This is a genomic window from Kitasatospora sp. NPDC023118, assembly GCF_055560875.1.
This window is the reverse complement of sequence record NZ_JBVHHW010000004.1, coordinates 378209-396067: the sequence shown is the minus strand read 5'-3', so window position 1 is coordinate 396067 and position 17859 is coordinate 378209. Positions and strand designations below refer to the sequence as shown.

The 17859-nt window shown below is 72.8% G+C and carries 15 protein-coding genes and 1 tRNA gene; 9 read left to right on the top strand and 7 right to left on the bottom strand.

The window, feature by feature from the left end; all coding sequences use genetic code 11:
- Positions 1-226: 226 nt before the first annotated feature.
- Positions 227-1315, bottom strand: coding sequence for a TOMM precursor leader peptide-binding protein (locus ACZ3UD_RS08035; RefSeq protein ID WP_465583625.1), 1089 nt, complete (start codon positions 1313-1315; stop codon positions 227-229).
- 411 nt (positions 1316-1726) lie between these two features.
- On the opposite strand from ACZ3UD_RS08035, the gene ACZ3UD_RS08030 reads away from it, so the two are divergent.
- The gene (locus tag ACZ3UD_RS08030; RefSeq protein ID WP_465583622.1) at positions 1727-2302 is read left to right on the top strand and encodes a M48 metallopeptidase family protein; all 576 of its coding nucleotides are present in this window, start codon (positions 1727-1729) and stop codon (positions 2300-2302) included.
- Between the two features lie 109 nt (positions 2303-2411).
- Here the strand turns inward: ACZ3UD_RS08030 and ACZ3UD_RS08025 are convergent, their stop codons facing one another.
- A complete protein-coding gene (locus ACZ3UD_RS08025; protein ID WP_465583619.1) occupies positions 2412-2999 on the bottom strand; it encodes an NUDIX hydrolase in 588 nt (195 codons plus the stop codon).
- Positions 2996-4540, bottom strand: a complete 1545-nt coding sequence (locus ACZ3UD_RS08020) for a zinc-dependent metalloprotease (RefSeq protein WP_465583617.1) — start codon at positions 4538-4540, stop codon at positions 2996-2998. The genes ACZ3UD_RS08025 and ACZ3UD_RS08020 overlap by 4 nt, the downstream gene beginning before the upstream one ends.
- Before the next feature lie 197 nt (positions 4541-4737).
- Here ACZ3UD_RS08020 and ACZ3UD_RS08015 point away from each other — a divergent pair, with 197 nt between their 5' ends.
- From ACZ3UD_RS08015 to ACZ3UD_RS08000, 4 genes are all read left to right on the top strand, one after another.
- The gene (locus ACZ3UD_RS08015; protein ID WP_465583614.1) at positions 4738-5886 is read left to right on the top strand and encodes an NAD-dependent epimerase/dehydratase family protein; all 1149 of its coding nucleotides are present in this window, start codon (positions 4738-4740) and stop codon (positions 5884-5886) included.
- A gap of 171 nt (positions 5887-6057) precedes the next feature.
- A complete protein-coding gene (locus tag ACZ3UD_RS08010) occupies positions 6058-6498 on the top strand; it encodes a molybdenum cofactor biosynthesis protein MoaE (RefSeq protein ID WP_465583611.1) in 441 nt (146 codons plus the stop codon).
- A gap of 231 nt (positions 6499-6729) precedes the next feature.
- Positions 6730-6903, top strand: coding sequence for a hypothetical protein (locus tag ACZ3UD_RS08005; protein WP_387630858.1), 174 nt, complete (start codon positions 6730-6732; stop codon positions 6901-6903).
- A 42-nt stretch (positions 6904-6945) separates the two neighbouring features.
- Positions 6946-8058: a YlbL family protein gene (locus tag ACZ3UD_RS08000; RefSeq protein ID WP_465583608.1), complete on the top strand. Its 1113-nt coding sequence runs from the start codon at positions 6946-6948 to the stop codon at positions 8056-8058.
- Between the two features lie 18 nt (positions 8059-8076).
- On the opposite strand, the gene ACZ3UD_RS07995 is transcribed toward ACZ3UD_RS08000, so the two are convergent.
- Entirely contained in the window at positions 8077-8658 is a 582-nt protein-coding gene (locus ACZ3UD_RS07995) for a PPA1309 family protein (RefSeq protein WP_465583605.1), read from the bottom strand.
- Positions 8659-8845: 187 nt separating this feature from the next.
- Between ACZ3UD_RS07995 and ACZ3UD_RS07990 the strand changes: the two genes are divergently transcribed.
- From ACZ3UD_RS07990 to ACZ3UD_RS07980, 3 genes are all read left to right on the top strand, one after another.
- Positions 8846-11818, top strand: a complete 2973-nt coding sequence (locus tag ACZ3UD_RS07990) for a UPF0182 family membrane protein (protein WP_465583602.1) — start codon at positions 8846-8848, stop codon at positions 11816-11818.
- 66 nt (positions 11819-11884) lie between these two features.
- Positions 11885-11958 (top strand) — tRNA-Met (locus tag ACZ3UD_RS07985).
- 373 nt (positions 11959-12331) lie between these two features.
- Positions 12332-14308, top strand: a complete 1977-nt coding sequence (locus ACZ3UD_RS07980) for an SEL1-like repeat protein (RefSeq protein WP_465583599.1) — start codon at positions 12332-12334, stop codon at positions 14306-14308.
- A 37-nt stretch (positions 14309-14345) separates the two neighbouring features.
- On the opposite strand, the gene ACZ3UD_RS07975 is transcribed toward ACZ3UD_RS07980, so the two are convergent.
- On the bottom strand, positions 14346-14759 hold the full coding sequence (locus tag ACZ3UD_RS07975) for a Fur family transcriptional regulator (protein WP_380615436.1): 414 nt from the start codon (positions 14757-14759) through the stop codon (positions 14346-14348).
- Positions 14760-14863: 104 nt separating this feature from the next.
- On the opposite strand from ACZ3UD_RS07975, the gene ACZ3UD_RS07970 reads away from it, so the two are divergent.
- Entirely contained in the window at positions 14864-16339 is a 1476-nt protein-coding gene (locus ACZ3UD_RS07970; RefSeq protein ID WP_465583595.1) for a catalase, read from the top strand.
- Between the two features lie 216 nt (positions 16340-16555).
- On the opposite strand, the gene hisN is transcribed toward ACZ3UD_RS07970, so the two are convergent.
- On the bottom strand, positions 16556-17353 hold the full coding sequence (gene hisN, locus ACZ3UD_RS07965) for a histidinol-phosphatase (protein ID WP_465583592.1): 798 nt from the start codon (positions 17351-17353) through the stop codon (positions 16556-16558).
- Between the two features lie 79 nt (positions 17354-17432).
- Positions 17433-17756: a DMT family transporter gene (locus ACZ3UD_RS07960; RefSeq protein WP_380615439.1), complete on the bottom strand. Its 324-nt coding sequence runs from the start codon at positions 17754-17756 to the stop codon at positions 17433-17435.
- Positions 17757-17859 lie beyond the last annotated feature (103 nt).

Sequence of the window (17859 nt, the reverse complement as noted above, 5' to 3'; positions counted from 1 at the left end):
CCCGCCCGCCGCCCCCCCCCCCCCCCCCCCGCGCCCCCCGGTTACCCGTGAATGGGGGCGCCCTTTTCCCCCGGCCCGCGCCCTGCCCCAGGCAGGGCGCGGGCCATGGGCTCACCTGGCCGGGCGTCGGGCCCTCCGTCCGGGCCCAGGTCGGGCGGCTGCTGAGCCCCGCAGCCGCCGGACCTGTTCCCGGCATGCTTCTCGTTCCTCCTCCCTCGACGACTCCTCAGCCCGGCGGCAGCGGCTGCCACAGGCAGCCGCAGTCCGGGTGTCCTCGCAGCCGCAGGCGGCGGGGCATCCCGTCGCTCGCCGACACCTCGCACCAGCCGTCGACGCTCGGCGGCCGGCCGCCGTCCAGATACACCTGGACATGCAGGGCGGCCAGTCCGGCGGCGGCCGTCGCAAGGGCCGTGTCGCAGGCCGGTGTGCGGGCCCGGCCCGGGCCGTTGTTTGCCAGTTGGGCCAGTACCCGCGCCCACGCGGCGTCCTCGTCCTCCCTGCGCAGCACCAGGCAGTGCCCGCAGGCCGACCGCCCCGGGATCACCAGCGGCCCGATGATGCCGAACTCCTCGACGACGCCCACGTACAGATGCGGCACCCCGGCCCGGAGCAGCAGCTTGGCCTCGTACGTCCCGCCCGCGAAGGCGGCGCTGCCGTCCCGGGGTGCGAGGACCACGAAGTCGGGCGGCGGGTCGTCGGACTTCCGCCGTGGGACGGGCACCAGTGGCCGGCCCGCGGCCCGTTGCACCGCCTCCCGCGCGGCCGTCGAACGCAGCCGCCCGATGTCCGCGGGCGGCAGCCCGGCCGGGGAGCAGTCGCCGGGCTTGACCCGGCCGCCGTCGGACACCGTGACCGTGCCGGTGCCCGCTGCGGCGAGCACAGCCGCCACGGCGGCGCCGACCCGACCCGCGCCGCGCACCTCGATCCGGGTCTCGGCCCGGTGGGTCAGGACCGCCGGTGCGGCGCCGGGGCCGGAGTGGACCAGGGACAGTGAGGCGAGGTCGGGCCCGAGGAGGTCCCGGTGGGGCTGGGGGAAGCGGGACAGCGCCCGGTCGGTCGCCTCCGCGTCGTCCAGCAGCCCGATCTCCTCCAGTTCGGTCAGCAGGGTGTCGGCGTGCTCGCGGCCGAGGCCGATCCGCTCGCCGGCCTCCAGGAGCTCGGGCCGGTCGCGCGTTCCGTCGACCAGCCCGAGGAAGTCGCAGAGGGTCTTGTCGGCGTTTTCGAGCACCCCCGCGTACCGGGTGACGGTGCCGAACTGCAGGGTCTCGGAGTCCCGCCAGCTGCGGGACAGAGCGGGCTTCAGAGCGAGGCGCACGACGATCTCCCTTCTGATCGTTTCCGGACGGCTGACCGCAGCATGCCCCATCGCGTCGACCGTGTGCTGAAAGTTATCCACAGGTCTGGGCGCATGATCACACCATCTGTTTGCAGGTCCTGTGGATAACTGCCCATCCGCTCGGACGTCGGTTTCCGGACACCCTCCGTCGGCCTTTCGTTCCCGATCGCTCCACGAAAGATTTCGGCCATGGCAGCGGACTTCTGCCAGTGGTACCGGGTAACGTCGTGTGCCATGGCGGCCGAGCGGGACTCCCATCCACCGGTGTCGCGTCGGCGTGCCCGTGCAGCGTCCGGGTCCCAGGCGGCGGCGCCGAGCACACGTGGGCGCCCGGACGAGCAGCAGCACGAGCAGCCGCAGACGAGGCTGCAGCCCCCGCCCACCGGGGCGGTGCCGCCCGAAGCGCACGACCGCAGCCGGGTCGAGGTGCGGCGCAGCGCCCGCCGCAGCCGTACCGTCTCCGCCTACCGCGAGGGCGACCGCACCGTGGTGCTGATCCCGGCCCGGATGTCGCACGCCGAGGAGCAGCGGTGGATCGCGCAGATGCTGGAGAAGCTCGCCGCCCAGGAACGTCGGCGGATCCTCGGGGACGACGCCCTGATGGCCCGGGCCCGGGAGCTGTCGGTGGCCTACCTGGGCGGTCGCGCCCAGCCCGCGCAGGTCCGCTGGGTGACCAACCAGAATTCGCGCTGGGGCTCCTGCACGCCCAGTGAGGGGACGATCCGGCTGTCCCACAGGCTGCAGGGCATGCCGGAGTACGTGCTGGACTACGTGCTGTTGCACGAGCTCGCGCATCTGCTGGTGCCGGACCACGGGCCGGCGTTCTGGGCGCTGTTGGAGGCCTACCCGCGCACGGAGCGGGCCCGCGGCTATCTGGAGGGCGTGGTCTCCGCCGCCCGTCTGCCGCACATCCCGGGTGCCCGGCACGGCACCCCGGGCGAGGATCCGGCGGCTTCCTGCGGCTGAGTCCGGGAGGAGCGCCACCGGGAAGCGCCACCGGGAAGGGGCAACGGAAGAGTCGAACGGAAAGGGGGCGTGAGCCGATACGGCCCGCGCCCCCTTTCCGTGTCGCACCTCAGCCGGTCAGCCGCCGCGCCCGGGCGACCAGGTCGCGCACCGAGTGGTCGGTGAGCTCCGGCAGCCGGTCGTAGTCGAACCAGCGCAGGTCCAGCGACTCCTCGCTGATCAGCGCCTGCGCCCCGGCCGGGGCCAGCGCGATGTACTGGACGTCCAGGTGGGTGTTCTCCGGCCGGTCCTTGCCGGTGCAGCGGACCAGGTGCCGGTCCAGCTTGGCCGGTACGGGGGTGCCGTTGTCCCGCAGCAGGGTCAGGTCGGGGATGCCGGACTCCTCGACGGCCTCGCGCAGCGCGGCCGAGGCGAGGTCGGCGTCGCCCGGCTCGCAGTGTCCGCCCATCTGCAGCCACATGCCGACCTTGGGATGCAGGGTGAGCAGCACCCGCCCGGCTGCCGGGTCGACGACCGCCGCGCTCGCGGTGATGTGGGCGGGCAGGCAGGAGCGGTAGAGGCCTCCGGGCTGCTCGGCCAGGTGCGCGAGGTAGTCGCGCCGCAGCTGTTCCTGGTCCTCGTCGGCGGGCCGCCAGTCGGTCAGGGTGCGGACGGCGTCCGCGTGCAGGGCGGACCCGCCCGTGTCGGTGGCCGTCATGCGGTGGGCTCGCCCTTTCCGTCGGTGCCGTCCTGGTCGGGCCTCGGCTCGTCGGTCCTCGGCTGGTCGCTCTTGGTCAGGTCGGGCTTGCCGGCCGCGGCCTCGCCCAGCAGCTTGTCGAGGGCGTCGAAGTCGATCCCGCCCTCCAGGTCGTCGCCGCCGCCGCGGTGCACGAAGGCGTCCGGGTCGTCGAGGTCGGCGGCGGTGGGCAGCATGTCGGGGTGCTCCCACAGGGCGTCGCGGCCCTCGACGCCGCGGGCGTCGGCGAGCAGCGCCCACAGCCGGGCGGCGTCGCGCAGCCGGCGCGGGCGCAGCTCCAGGCCGACCAGGGTGGCGAAGGTCTGCTCGGCGGGCCCGCCGGCCGCGCGGCGGCGGCGGACGGTCTCGCGCAGGGCGCCGGCCTGCGGCAGGTGGGGTTCGGCGGCGGCGTGCACGACGGCGTCGACCCAGCCCTCGACCAGGGCGAGCGCCGTCTCCAGGCGGGCGAGCGCGGCCTTCTGCTCGGGGGTGTCCTCGGGCTGGAGCAGGCCGCCGGCCAGGGCCTCCTGGAGCGCCTCGGGGTTGCTCGGGTCGAGCTGGCCGACGAGTTCCTCCATGCGGGAGGTGTCGACCTTGATGCCGCGCGCGTAGGCCTCGACGGCGCCCAGCAGGTGGGCCCGCAGCCACGGCACGTGGGCGAAGAGCCGCTGGTGGGCGGCCTCGCGCAGGGCGAGGTAGAGCCGGACCTCCTCGGCGGGCACGCTCAGACCCTCGCCGAACTCGGCGACGTTCTGCGGTAGCAGGGCGGCCTTGCCGGCCGGGGCGAGCGGCAGGCCGACGTCGGTGGAGCCGACGACCTCGGCGGCCAGGGCGCCGAGTGCTTGGCCGATCTGGGTGCCGAACATGGCGCCGCCCATGGAGCGCATCATGCCCATCAGCGGGCCGGCCATGGCCTGCATCTCCTCGGGCAGGACGCCGCCCATGGCGTTGCCGACGCGCTCGGCGACCGGGTCGACGAGGTCCTTCCAGACCGGGAGGGTGGCCTCGATCCACTCGGCGCGGCTCCAGGCGACGGCGGTGCCGGCGCCGGAGGGGAGCTCGGTGACGCCGTCGAGCCACAGGTCGGCGAGGCGGACGGCCTCGGCGACGGCGGCGCGTTCGGTGGCGCTGACGGAGCGGTCCTTGCTCTTGCCCTCGGCGGGCTCGGCGACGACGGTCTGCCGGGCGATGTTGGTGGCGAGCTCCCAGTTCACCGGGCCGCCCTCGAAGGAGAGCATCTGGCCGAGCTGTTGGAAGGCGGCGCCGAGGTCACTGGGGTTGAGGCCGCCGAACATCGCGGCGAAGGGGTTGTCGGCACCGGCTCCGCCGGGGCCGCCCGGAGCGCCGGGCATGCCGAAGATCGCGCCGAAGGGGTTACCGGCCCCGAAGCCGAAGGGCTGCGGGCCGCTGTCGCCGGAGCCGGCCGGGCCCTGGTCCTTCTTCTTCTGCGCGTCGTCGGGCTTGGCCTTGCCGTCCTCGGGCTCCTCGGGCGGAACGCCGAATCCGAAGGGAAGGTCGCTCACGGGGTCCTCGATCCGGTCGGCCGTCATGCGGGTGTGGCGGGAAGTACTGCCCGCCCGGGGTTGCGGTGGAGCGGACTCGTGGGCGGCTCCCGCGCGGCAGGCCCGCGCCGGGTGCACCGCCGGGCCTTCGCCTCGGGCAGGATGGACGTACGTGACACACGTCCGTACGCACATAAGCTAACCGTGGAGGATGGCCGGTGAGTTCCCCGCCTTCGGACGTTCGCTCTGGGCTGACCGGAGGAGAGGACGCGTCGGACACCACGGCGTCGCCGCCTCCAGCCTACGGCGGGCGGCCGCTGACCGTGGCCGTCACCGGTGCCGCCGGGGTGCTGGGCGAGCGGGTCGCCGCCCGGCTGGTGGCCTCTCCGCACGTGCGCAGGGTGCTGGCGGTGGACGACCGGCGCGGTGACGTGCCGGGTGTGCAGTGGCGGGTGCTGGACGTGCGGGACCCGGCGGTGGCCGAGCGGCTGGCCGGGGTGGACGTGGTGGTGCACCTGGCGATGGACTTCGGGATGGAGTCCGATCCCCGGGCGCGCAGCGCCTACAACGTGCGGGGCGCGCAGACGGTGCTGACCGCGGCCGCGGCGGCCGGGGTGCACCGGGTGGTGCTGTGCACCTCCGCGATGGTCTACGGGGCGCTGGCCGACAACGAGGTGCCGCTGGCCGAGGACTCGGAGCTGCGGGCGACCGAGGAGGCCTCGCTGGTCGGGGACCTGCTGGAGATCGAGCGCCTGGCGCGGCGGGCGCCGCGCGCCCACCCCGGGCTGCAGGTGACGGTGCTGCGCCCGGCCGTGGTGGTGGGCCCCGGTGTGGACACCGTGCTGACCCGGCACTTCGAGGCGCCGCGGCTGCTGGTGGTGGCCGGCTCGCGCCCGTGCTGGCAGTTCTGCCACGTGGACGACCTGTCGGCGGCGCTGGAGTACGCGGCGCTGGGCCTGGTCGAGGGCGAGGTGACGGTCGGCTGCGACGGCTGGCTGGAGCAGGAGGACGTGGAGCGGCTGTCGGGGATCCGGCGGATGGAGCTGCCGGCGTCGCTGGCGCTGGGTACGGCGGCGCGGCTGCACCGGCTGGGCCTGACCCCGGCCCCGGCGGGGGACCTGGCGTACACGATGTATCCGTGGGTGGTGTCGGGCAGCCGGCTGCACGAGGCGGGGTGGCGTCCGGAGTTCACCAACGAGCAGGTGCTGGCGGAGCTGCTGGCCCAGGTGTCCGGCAAGCACGCGGTGGCCGGGCGCCGGCTGGGCGGCAAGGAGGCGGCGACCAGCCTGGGGGCGGCCGGGGCGACGGTGGCGCTGGTGGGTACGGCGGCGCTGGTGCGCCGGGCCCGCAAGCGGCGCCGGCTCTGACCGGCCCGGCGTCGGCCCCCGGATCGGCCTGGGGGAGCCCATCGAGCCCGGGGAGCCCGTCGAGCCCCGTCGAGCCCGTTGAGCGGCGACACTTCTCACGATGCGAAATTTCCACATCGTGATGTGGAAACATCTTGCCCGCATCCGGCTGGGATGAGGAATCATGGGGTCATGTCCGAGAACCACGACCCCATCCGCCTGCTCGCCATCCGCGACACCCCGCTCTCGCTGGACGAGGTGTACGAGGCGGTCGGCGACGACGCGGCCGGCGGCACCACCGTCTTCGTCGGGACGGTCCGTGACCACGACGGCGGCAAGTCGGTCGCCGCGCTGGAGTACAGCTGCCACCCCACCGCCGAGCAGGAGATGCGCCGGATCGCCGAGAAGGTCGTCGCCGACTTCCCGGTCAAGGCGCTCGCCGCGGTCCACCGGGTGGGCCGGCTCGAGATCACCGACAAGGCCGTGATCGTCGCGGTCTCCTGCGCCCACCGCGGCGAGGCCTTCGCGGCCGCCCGCCGGCTGATCGACGACCTCAAGCACGAGGTGCCGATCTGGAAGCACCAGGTCTTCGCCGACGGCGAGGAGGAGTGGGTAGGCGCCGGCGGCTGCTGACCCCTCGTCGGGTGTGCGGCGGAACCGGATGCACACGGAGTGCGTCCATGGGGTCAGGCGCGCCGCCGCATCACCCGAACGGGTCTGGGTGGCTGCGCCGAATAGTCCCTGGAAGTGAGCCGATCGGCCGTGCCGTTACCCGGACGGCGCCAGCCGCGTTGTCCGCCGGAGTGGTTAATCTGCTCATAGACACGACGAGCTGGGAGTACTGATATGGGTGCGCTCGCCTGGTTGATCATTCCGGTTGTCGCCGTCCTCGCCGCCGCCGTCTGGGCCGGCTGGGCCCAGCGGGCCCCGAAGGCCACGGGGGACCCGGCCTCACTCGCCGAGCACCGGCGCTTCATGGCCGCGATGGAACGCACCACCGCCGACACCGCCGCCCCCGGCGAGCACTCCGGCCGGTAGCCCGCCGGGCGCCGCGTCACCCGCGTCCCGTACTGTCGAGGCATGCCACGCCGCTCCGCGACGATGCTCGCTGCCACTCTGCTGCTCATAGCGCTGCTCTGCGTCTCGGTGCTGATGAAGGTGCCGTACACGGAGATGAGCCCGGGCCCGACGTACAACACGCTCGGCGACCAGGGCGGCAAGCCGGTGATCAGCATCACCGGGCACGACTCGTACAAGGCGAGCGGGCACCTCAACATGACCACCGTCCAGGTCACCGGGGCCAAGTACGAGCCCAGCCTGGTCAACGCCGTGGTCGGCTGGCTGCGCGACGACGTGCTGGTGGTGCCGCACGACAACGTCTACCCGAAGGGGCAGTCGGACGCCGACGCCAAGAAGCAGAACGCCGAGGAGTTCGCCTCCTCCGAGGACAGCGCCCGCACCGCCGCGCTCAACCAGCTGGGCATCCCAGTCGGCAGCGACCTGATCGTCAAGTCGGTCACCGCGGGCGCACCGGCCGAGGGCCGGCTGCACGCGGGCGACCAGATCGCCGCCGTGGACGGCGCCCCGGTCACCTCGGTCGACCAGGTGGTCGCCGCCGTCACCAAGCACAAGCCGGGCGAGTCGGTCGTCTTCACCGTGGTTCCGCGGGCCAAGGACGCCTCCGGCAACGGCACCGCCACCCCGGGGGCCAGGACCGACGTCACCGTCCCGACCGTGCGGGCCAAGGACCTCGACCCGAAGGCCCCGGCCGAGCGCGCCGACCTCGCGGTGGTCGGCATCGGCACCGGGATCCGGCACACCTACCCGTTCCAGATCGACATCGGCCTTCAGGACGTCGGCGGCCCCAGCGCCGGGCTGATGTTCTCGCTCGGCATCATCGACAAGCTCACCCCCGGCGGCGACCTCACCGGCGGCAAGTTCGTCGCCGGCACGGGCACCATCGACGACGACGGCAAGGTCGGCCCGATCGGCGGGATATCGATGAAGCTGATCGCCGCCCGGGACGCCGGGGCCGAGTACTTCTTCACCCCGTCCTCGAACTGTGCCGAGGCCACCAAGAACGTCCCGTCCGGGCTGACCCTGATCAAGGCGGACACGCTGGACGGCGCGCTGAAGTCGCTGGAGCAGATCCGCTCCGGGCAGACCTCCGCGCTGCCGTCCTGCGCCAAGTAACCCCGGGCCCGGGGGCGGTTACGAGAAGGTCGCCAGCAGCGCGTCGGTCAGGCCGGGCACCAGGTCCGGGCCGGTCAGCACCTCGCGGGCGACGTCCTTGGAACGCAGCCGCAGGGCGATCTCCTTCTTGCCGTCGCGCAGCACCGCGGCGGTGATCCGCACTTCCTCGCGCTTGGGGTGGTTGGCCACCCACTCGGCGAGCTGGGCGTCGCTGGCGCCCCGCGGGCGGGACTGCTCGGCGCCCGGCGGCAGCATCAGCCGCTCGACGACCAGGGCGCAGCCGGCCACCGCGTCGGGCCAGGCGATGGTGCCGAGGAACTTGTCGAGTTCCATGCCGGCCGGGATCTCGTCCTGCTCGACCGGGGTGAGGCCGGGTTCGTCGCCGTCGGCGAGGCCGAGCTGCTCGGCGATCCTCGGGTCGGCCTTGCGCAGGGCGGCGCTGTCCACCAGGGCGAACAGCCGGGCCGGGAGGTCCCAGCCGAGGGTGGCAACGTACTCGTCGATCTCCAGCGCGGCCCGGGTGAGCGGGTTGGCGGCGGGGAGCTTGGATACATCGTCGGCAGAGCCGGGGGAGTTCGTGAATGCAGACGCGTCGGACATGACTCAATCCTCACACGCCGGGCGGGTGGCGCCCGCCGGGCGGGCTCGGGGCAAGGTGGCGAGGGTGTGGGGGAGCGGCGTCGTAACCGTCTGCTAACGGTGGGAACTCGGTCGAAGCCTGGTTAAGTTGCTCTGACGACCGACCGATTCCAGACGACACAGCTGAGGTGCCACCGTGGTATTCCAGATGCCGGAACGCTCAGGGCCGGGTTTCCGGCGCAGGGTAGGCCCGCCCTCCCGGCGGGCGCGGGTGGCCCTGTTGACCCTGGGCGTGCTCGCGGTGCTGTTCCTGCTGTTCGTCATGTTCGCCGGGTTCTGGACGGACTGGCTGTGGTTCAGGTCGGTCCACTACTCCTCGGTGTTCACCACCGAGCTGTGGACGAAGATCGGGCTGTTCGCGGTGTTCGGCCTGCTGATGGCGGTGATCGTCGGCTTCAACGTCTGGCTGGCGCACCGGCTGCGCCCGCCGCTGTCGGCGATGTCGGTCGAGCAGCAGAGCCTGGACCGCTACCGGGCGGGGCTGGCGCCGTTCAAGCGCTGGGCGCTGATCGGCGTCTCGCTGGTGATCGGTCTGGTGGCGGGTGCGGCGGCGTCGGGCCAGTGGCGGACCTGGCTGATGTGGACGAACGCGACGTCCTTCGGTGAGAAGGACGCCCAGTTCGGCATGGACGTCTCGTTCTACGCCTTCGACCTGCCGTTCTACGAGTTCGTGCTGGGTTTCGCGTTCAGCGCGGTGATCGTCTCGCTGCTGACCTCGGCGCTGGTGCACTACCTGTACGGGGGGCTGCGGCTGCAGGGCCCGGGGCGGCGGGCGAGCGCGGGCGCGCAGGGGCACCTGGCGGTGCTGCTGGGCGTGTTCGTGCTGCTGAAGGCGGTGGCGTACTGGCTGGACCGGTACGCGCTGGCGGTGAAGACCGGTTCGTACAAGGGCGTCTCGGGCTGGACGGGCCTGCGCTTCGTGGACGCCAACGCGTTCCTGCCGGCCAAGACGATCCTGTTCTTCGTCGCGATCATCTGCGCGGTGCTGTTCTTCCTGACGCCGATCCGCCGCACCTGGGCGCCGGCCCTGATCGGGCTGGGGCTGATGGTGCTGTCGGCGGTGCTGATCGGCGGGCTGTACCCGGCGATCGTGCAGCAGTTCCAGGTCAAGCCGAACGAGCAGGCCAAGGAGACGCCGTACATCCAGAAGAACATCGACGCCACGCGCCAGGCGTACGGGATCGCGGACGCGCAGACCACCCAGTACAGCCCGCAGGGCTCGACCAGCGCGGACGCGTTGAAGCCGGACGCGCAGACCATCGCGGACATCCGGCTGCTGGACCCGAACATCGTCTCGCCGACGTTCCAGTCGCTGGAGCAGCAGCGCAACTACTACGCCTTCCCGAGCACGCTGGACGTGGACCGCTACGGCACGGGCACGGGCAAGCAGGACACCGTGATCGGCCTGCGCGAGCTGGACCTCAACGGGGTGCAGCGCAACTGGATCAACGACCACTTCAAGTACACCCACGGCTACGGCGCGGTGGTCGCCAAGGGCAACCAGGTCGACGACCGGGGCCAGCCGGTGTTCACCGAGTCGGGCCTGCCGGCCACCGGCACGCTGGGCGACTACCAGCAGCGGATCTACTACGGCGAGAAGACGACGACGTACTCGATCGTCGGCGGCTCGAACAAGGAGATCGACTACACCGACCCCAAGACCGGCCAGAACGCCGAGTACACCTACTCCGGGGACAGCGGGGTCTCGCTGGACAACCCGATCACCCGGGCCGCGTACGCGGTGCGCTTCGCCGAGCCGCAGATCCTGTACGCGGGGGCGATCACCGACGGCGCCAAGGTGATCTACAACCGGACGCCGAAGGAGCGGGTGGAGAAGGTCGCGCCGTGGCTGTCGATCGACGCCGACCCGTACCCGGTGGTGCAGGACGGCCGTGTGGTCTGGGTGCTGGACGGCTACACCACCTCGGACGGCTACCCGTTCTCCTCGAAGACGACGCTGGGCACGGCGACCAAGGACTCGCTGACCAACCAGCGCGGTGAGCTGCTGGCCGTCGCCAACCAGGTCAACTACATCCGCAACTCGGTCAAGGCCACGGTGGACGCCTACACCGGCGAGGTGAAGCTCTATCAGTGGGACGAGAAGGACCCGGTGCTGAAGACCTGGATGAAGGCCTTCCCGGGCACGGTCGAGCCGAAGGCGGACATCCCGCAGTCGCTGCTGCCGCACCTGCGCTACCCGCAGGACATGTTCAAGGTGCAGCGCGACCTGCTGGGCCAGTACCACGTGACGGACGCCAACTCCTTCTTCAACGGCAGCGACATCTGGCAGGTCCCGGTGGACCCGACCAGTGACACCAAGCAGGTCCAGCCGCCGTACTACGTGACGGTGCGGATGCCGGACACCAACGCCGCGAGCTTCTCGCTGACCAGCACCTTCGTGCCGAACCAGCGGCCGAACCTGGCGGCGTTCATGGCGGTGGACGCGGATCCGGGCGACGACTACGGGAAGATCCGGATCCTGAAGATGGCGGGGGAGAGCGGCGCGCCCGGCCCGGGCCTGGTGCAGTCGAAGTTCAACTCCCGTCAGGAGGTGGCCTCGCAGATCACGCTGCTGAAGAGCGGCGGCGACTCGGAGCTGGAGTACGGCAACCTGCTGACCCTGCCGGTCGGCAACGGGCTGCTGAACGTCGAGCCGGTGTACGTGCGCGGACGCGGGGCCAAGTACCCGACGCTGCAGAAGGTCCTGGCGGTGTACGGGGACGACAACGTGGCGTTCGAGAACACCCTGGAGGACGCGCTGAAGAAGGTGTTCGCGGGGGCGGCCCCGGCGACCACCCCGACCGCGCCGTCCACCCCGGGCACCGGCGGGACGCCGACCTCGCCGACGACGCCCTCGCCCACCGGGCCGGCCACCCCGGCGCCGGGCGGGACGATCTCGCCGGAGCTGCAGAAGGCGCTCGCGGACGCGGAGAAGGCGTACAACGACGGCCAGACCGCGTTCAAGAACGGTGACTGGGCGGCGTACGGCAACGCCCAGAAGGCGCTCGGCGACGCCCTGAAGGCGGCCGAGGCGGCCCGCGGCGGCGGCCCGGCGCCGACCCCGGCGCCGACCCCGACGGCGACGCCGACGGGGTCGGGGTCGCCGAGCCCGACCCCGTAGTCCTCGCTGAGCTGCGGTAACCGTTTTCGGTTCCACCCCGTGTCCGTGCTATGGTTTAACCACCGACGCGGGGTGGAGCAGCTCGGTAGCTCGCTGGGCTCATAACCCAGAGGTCGCAGGTTCAAATCCTGTCCCCGCTACTCAGTAGCCGAGGGCCCGGAGGATTCTTCCTCCGGGCCCTTCGCGTTTCCGGGCGCGGACGTTTCCCTCCCCAAGCGGGGGGAACCGCTCCGGTACTATCGACCGTCGCCAACGGGGACGGCATTGGGGTTTGTGGGGTGGAAGTGTCGGGAAATCGACAAAGCGCCGAAGCAATTTCGTCGGCTTCGGGTTCGCCCCGCCCGAATTCGGCCGGGGCAGGTGTACGCGGGTAGCGGGTGATGCGACGATGGGACACATGGGGGACGGTGCGCGGTTGCTGACCGGCCGTCTGGTCCGGCGCCTCTCCCGCGAGTCCCTCCGGCCGCGGGCCGGGGCACGATGCCGCGACACTCTGGGGGAGCGGGAGTCGGCATGAGGCTGATCGGCAAGTCAGGGGCCAAGTCCGGTGCGGCCGCCGAAGCGGACACCGACGCCTGGGCGGAGAGCGCCGAGAGCCCCGACGGCCGCCCGGGAGCCCTGCCCGCCCAGCGCACCAGCGGCCTGTCCGAACGCCCCTCGGCCGGCGGGTTCGGCCCGGACAGCCTGGTTCATGTGTCCACCCGTCAGTTCTCCGCCGCCGTCGGCCCGTACGGCGCGGCCGACGGCGAGGACGCGCCCGCCGGCGCCGCGCTGGACCTGGCCGGCCTGGACCCGACCAGCTTCGAGACCGCGCTGGCCGCCCGCGAGTGCGCCGCCCTGGAGGCCCGCCACCGGCAGGCCGCCGACGGCGGCGACCCGGACGCCGCCTGCCGGCTCGGCACCCTGCTGCTGCGCCGCGGCGACCTGGAGGACGCCGAGCCCTACCTGCGCGCCGCCGCGGCCGCCGGGCTGCGCGCCGCCGCCAACAACCTCGGCGTGCTGCTGCACCAGCAGGGCCACCGCGCCGAGGCCGGCCAGTGGTGGCGCCAGGCCGCCGTCTCGGGCAGCGCCCCGGCCGCCCACGCGCTCGGGCTCCAGCTGCGCGACCAGGGCGAGGAGGAGGCCGCCGAGTACTGGCTGCACTTCGCCGCCGACCACGGCCACCCGCTCGGCGCCTACGCGCTGGGCGACCTGATGGAGCACCGGCGCGACGTGCGGGCCGAGCGCTGGTTCAAGGTCTCCGCCGACGCCGGGCACCGCGAGGCCGCCTACCGGCTGGCCAGGATGCGCGAGGCCGCCGGAGACAAGGACACCGCCGAGGCCTGGTACCGCACCGCCGCCGCCCGCAGCCACCCCCGCGCCGCGCTGCGCCTGGGCGTGCTGCTGGAGGAGCGCGCCCGCACCGACCAGTCGCTGCTGGACGAGGCGGCCCGCTGGTACCGCCAGTCCGCCCAGAACGGCGAGCCGCGCGCCGCCTGCGCGCTCGGCTTCCTGCTGCGCGACTCCGGGGACGTCGCCGCCGCCGCCGAGTGGTGGCGGGAGGCCGCCGAGGCCGGCGACGGCAACGCCGCCAACGCGCTGGGCGCCCTGCACGCCAGCCGCGGCGAGGCCAAGCAGGCCGAGCACTGGTACCGCACCGCCCTCGACGCGGGTGACCAGAACGGCGCCTTCAACCTCGGCCTGCTCTGCGCCGGCACCGGCCGCGAGCAGCAGGCCGAGCAGTGGTACCGCCGGGCCGCGTACGCCGGGCACCGGGAGGCCTGCAACGCGCTGGCCGTGGTGCTGCTCCAGCGCGGCGACGAGTCCGGCGCCGAGCCGTGGTTCTCCAAGGCCGCCGAGGCCGGCAGCGTCGACGGCGCCTTCAACCTCGGCGTGCTGCACGCCGGGCGCGGTCAGCACCACCAGGCCCAGGAGTGGTACGCGCGGGCCGCCGCCGAGGGCCACGGCGAGGCGGCCCTGCAGCTGGCCGTCGCCCAGGAGCAGCGCGGCAACCTGCCCGGCGCGCTGGAGCGCTACCGGCAGGCGGCGGCCGGCGGTTCGGCGGAGGGCGCGTTCCGGCTGGCCTCGGTGCTGGACCGGCGCGGGGACGCCGACGCCGAGGCCGAGCACTGGTACGCGGTGGCGGCCGACGCCGGGCACCGGCGGGCGCAGGTGCGGATGGGCGTGCGGGCGGCCGAGCGCGGGGCGCTGGAGATCGCCGAGAGCTGGTACCGGCGGGCCGCCGAGGCGGGCAGCCGCAGTGCCGCGTTCAACCTGGGGTTGCTGCTGGCCCGGCAGGACAGCGAGGCGGAGGCGATGCTCTGGTACACCCGGGCCGCCGACGCCGGGCACGGGCGCGCCGCGCTGCGCCTGGCGCTGCTGGCGCTGCGCCGGGGCGAGCCGGTGCAGGCCGAGAACTGGTGCCGCCGGGCGATCGACTACGGGCCGGCCGAGGTCGCCGAGCGGGCCGGGCGGCTGCTGGGCGCGCTGCACGCGGAGCTCAGCGCGTAGCCCGCCGCCTCGAACGGGGCCGTCGGCCGGCTGCCGGTCAGGGGCTGCAGTCGGGGCACAGGCCGCGGTAGGTGACTTCGGCGGCGGTGACGGTGAAGCCGAAGCGCTCGGCGGCGGGGAGGTCGGCGAGCGGGTCGCCGTGCGGGTGGACGTCGCGGATCGCGCCGCAGCCGGAGCAGACCAGGTGCTGGTGGGCGCGGTGGGCGTTGGGGTCGTAGCGCTTGGCGCGGCCGTCGGTGGCGACCTCCAGCACCTCGCCGAGGGCGACGAGTTCGCCGAGCGTGTTGTAGACGGTGGCGCGGCTGATCTCGGGCAGGTGGGCGGCGGCGCGCGCGTGCACCTCGTCCGCGGTGAGGTGGACGTGCTCGCCGTCGAGGACCTCGGCCACCACCCGGCGCTGCGAGGTGAGCCGCCAGCCGTGTCCGCGCAGTCTCTCCAGCAGGTCACTCATGGCACCAGAATAAGTCACGCTCTGAGTTTGGTTCCAGTGTTGACTTGGACAAAGTCCAAGTTAGGATCGTGTCATCACGACCGGATCCCTCGGAGGCACCCGTTATGACCACGCAGGACGAGCTGCGCCCGACCCTCACCACGGAGGCGGGTGCCCCCGTCGCCGACAACCAGAACACCGAGACCGCGGGCGTCGGCGGCCCGGCCCTGATCCAGGACCAGCTGCTGTTCGAGAAGCTCGCGCACTTCAACCGCGAGCGGATCCCGGAGCGCGTGGTGCACGCACGCGGCGCCGCGGCGTACGGCACCTTCACGGTGACCGCCGACGTCTCGCGGTACACCCGCGCGGCGTTCCTGTCCGAGGTCGGCAAGCAGACCGAGGTCTTCCTGCGCTTCTCCACCGTGGCCGGCAACCTCGGCTCGGCCGACGCGGTGCGCGACCCGCGCGGCTTCGCGGTGAAGTTCTACACCGAGGAGGGCAACTACGACCTCGTCGGCAACAACACCCCCGTGTTCTTCATCAAGGACGCGATCAAGTTCCCGGACTTCATCCACACCCAGAAGCGCGACCCGTACACCGGCTCGCAGGAGGCCGACAACGTCTGGGACTTCTGGGGCCTGTCGCCCGAGGCGACCCACCAGGTGACCTGGCTGTTCGGCGACCGCGGCATCCCGGCCACCTACCGGCACATGAACGGCTACGGCTCGCACACCTTCCAGTGGCAGAACGAGGCCGGCGAGCACTTCTGGGTCAAGTACCACTTCAAGACCGACCAGGGCATCCGCAACCTCACCCAGGACGAGGCCAACAAGCTCGCCGGCGAGGACCCGGACAGCCACCAGCGCGACCTGCGCGAGTCGATCGAGCGCGGCGAGTACCCCACCTGGACGGTGCAGGTCCAGGTCATGCCGGCGGCCGACGCGGCCGGCTACCGCTTCAACCCCTTCGACCTGACCAAGGTCTGGCCGCACGCCGACTACCCGCTGATCGAGGTCGGCCGGCTGGAGCTCAACCGCAACCCGGAGAACGTCTTCGCCGAGGTCGAGCAGTCGATCTTCTCCCCGGCGCACTTCGTGCCCGGCATCGGCCCGTCCCCGGACAAGATGCTCCAGGGCCGCCTGTTCGCCTACGCGGACGCCCACCGCTACCGGGTCGGCATCAACGCCGACCACCTGCCGGTGAACCGTCCGCACGCCACCGAGGCCCGCACCAACAGCCGCGACGGCCACCTGTACGACGGCCGCCACGGGCGCCAGAAGAACTACGAGCCGAACAGCTTCGGCGGCCCGGTGCAGACCGGCCGCCCGCTGTGGGCCGCCACCGCCGTCGACGGCCCCACCGGTAACCACGCGACGCCCGCGCACGCCGAGGACGACGACTTCGTGCAGGCCGGCAACCTGTACCGGCTGTACTCCGAGGACGAGAGGCAGCGCCTGATCGCCAACCTGGCGGGCTTCATCGCCAAGGTCTCCGCCGACCGCGAGGACATCGTGGAGCGGGCGGTCGACAACTTCCGCAAGGCCGACGCCGACTACGGGCAGCGGCTGGAGGCGGCGGTGCGGGAGCTGCGCAAGCAGTAGCCCGGACCGGCTGAAGCGGCGGGCCCCTTGACCAGCACGAACTGGTCAAGGGGCCCGCACCATGGCCGCCCCAGGATTCCCGCTTCGAGCCGAAGGGGCGTGCCGGTGTCGAGAGGGAGAGGCGACCAGCGAGGTACGAGTGCCGGAGCGCCGACCGTCGGCACCGGGTCCAGAGCGCCCTGGAGGCGAGCGGGCGAGTCCCCGCGTGGATGACCGTCAGACCGACAGCCGCCGCAGGGTCTCCTCGTGCAGCAGGCCGTTGGAGGCGACGGCGTCGGCGCCGCCGGGGCCGGGGATGCCGTCCAGGCCGGTGAAGCGGCCGCCGGCCTCCTCGACCACGATGCAGGGCGCGGCCATGTCCCACAGCGACAGCTCGGGCTCGGCGGCGATGTCCACGGCGCCCTCGGCGAGCATCATGTAGGACCAGAAGTCACCGTAGGCGCGGGTGCGCCAGCAGGCGCGGGTGAGGTCCAGGAACGGGTCGAGGCGGCCGCGGTCCTCCCAGCCGGTGAGCGAGGAGTAGGAGAGGGAGGCGTCCTCGATCCGGGACACCCCGGAGACGTGGATCCGGGAGGCCTTGGCCAGGCTGCGGCCGGCGAAGGCGCCCAGGCCCTTGGCGGCCCACCAGCGGCGCTGCAGCGCCGGGGCGGAGACGATGCCGACCACCGGGCGCTGGACGCCGTCCGGGCCGTCCTCCAGCAGGGCGATCAGGGTGGCCCAGACCGGGACGCCGCGGATGTAGTTCTTGGTGCCGTCGATCGGGTCGATCACCCAGCGGCGCGGGCCCGAGCCCTGCAGACCGAACTCCTCGCCGAGGACCGCGTCGCGCGGACGGGCGCGCTGGAGCACGCTGCGCACGAGCTCCTCGGCGGCCTTGTCGGCATCGCTGACGGGGGTGAGGTCCGGCTTGGTCTCGACCGTCAGGTCGAGGGCGCGGAAGCGCTCCAGGGTGACCGAGTCGGCCGAGTCGGCGAGGACATGGGCGAGTCGGAGATCGTCGTGGTAGTCGGCCATGTCCGAAACCCTAGCGAGCCCGTCCCGATCGGCACAGCCGGGCTCGCGGAGCGGGACGCTCCCTCCGGACGCCTCCGGGCTAGTGGGCGGTGCCGCTGAGCTGCAGGCCGATCACGCCGGCGATCACCAGGGAGATGGAGACCAGCTTGAGCACCGAGGTGGTCTCGTCCAGGAAGACCATGCCGTAGATCGCGGTGCCGGCCGCGCCGATGCCCGTCCACACCGCGTAGGCGGGGCCGACCGGCAGGCTCTTCAGGGAGAGGGTGAGCAGGCCGAAGCTGCCGAGGGCGAACACGCAGAAGCTGACGGTGGGCCAGAGCTTGGTGAAGCCCTCGCTGAGCTTGAGGTTGATCGCGAAGCCGGTCTCCAGCAGGCCGGCCAGGACCACCAGGGCCCATGCCATCGCGTGCCCTTCCTGTCGATCGACGGACGGACCGTGCCCGGCCCGACTTTCCTATGATCGCCAGGCGGGCCCGCTCCGACACCTCGAACGGCCCACGGACCGC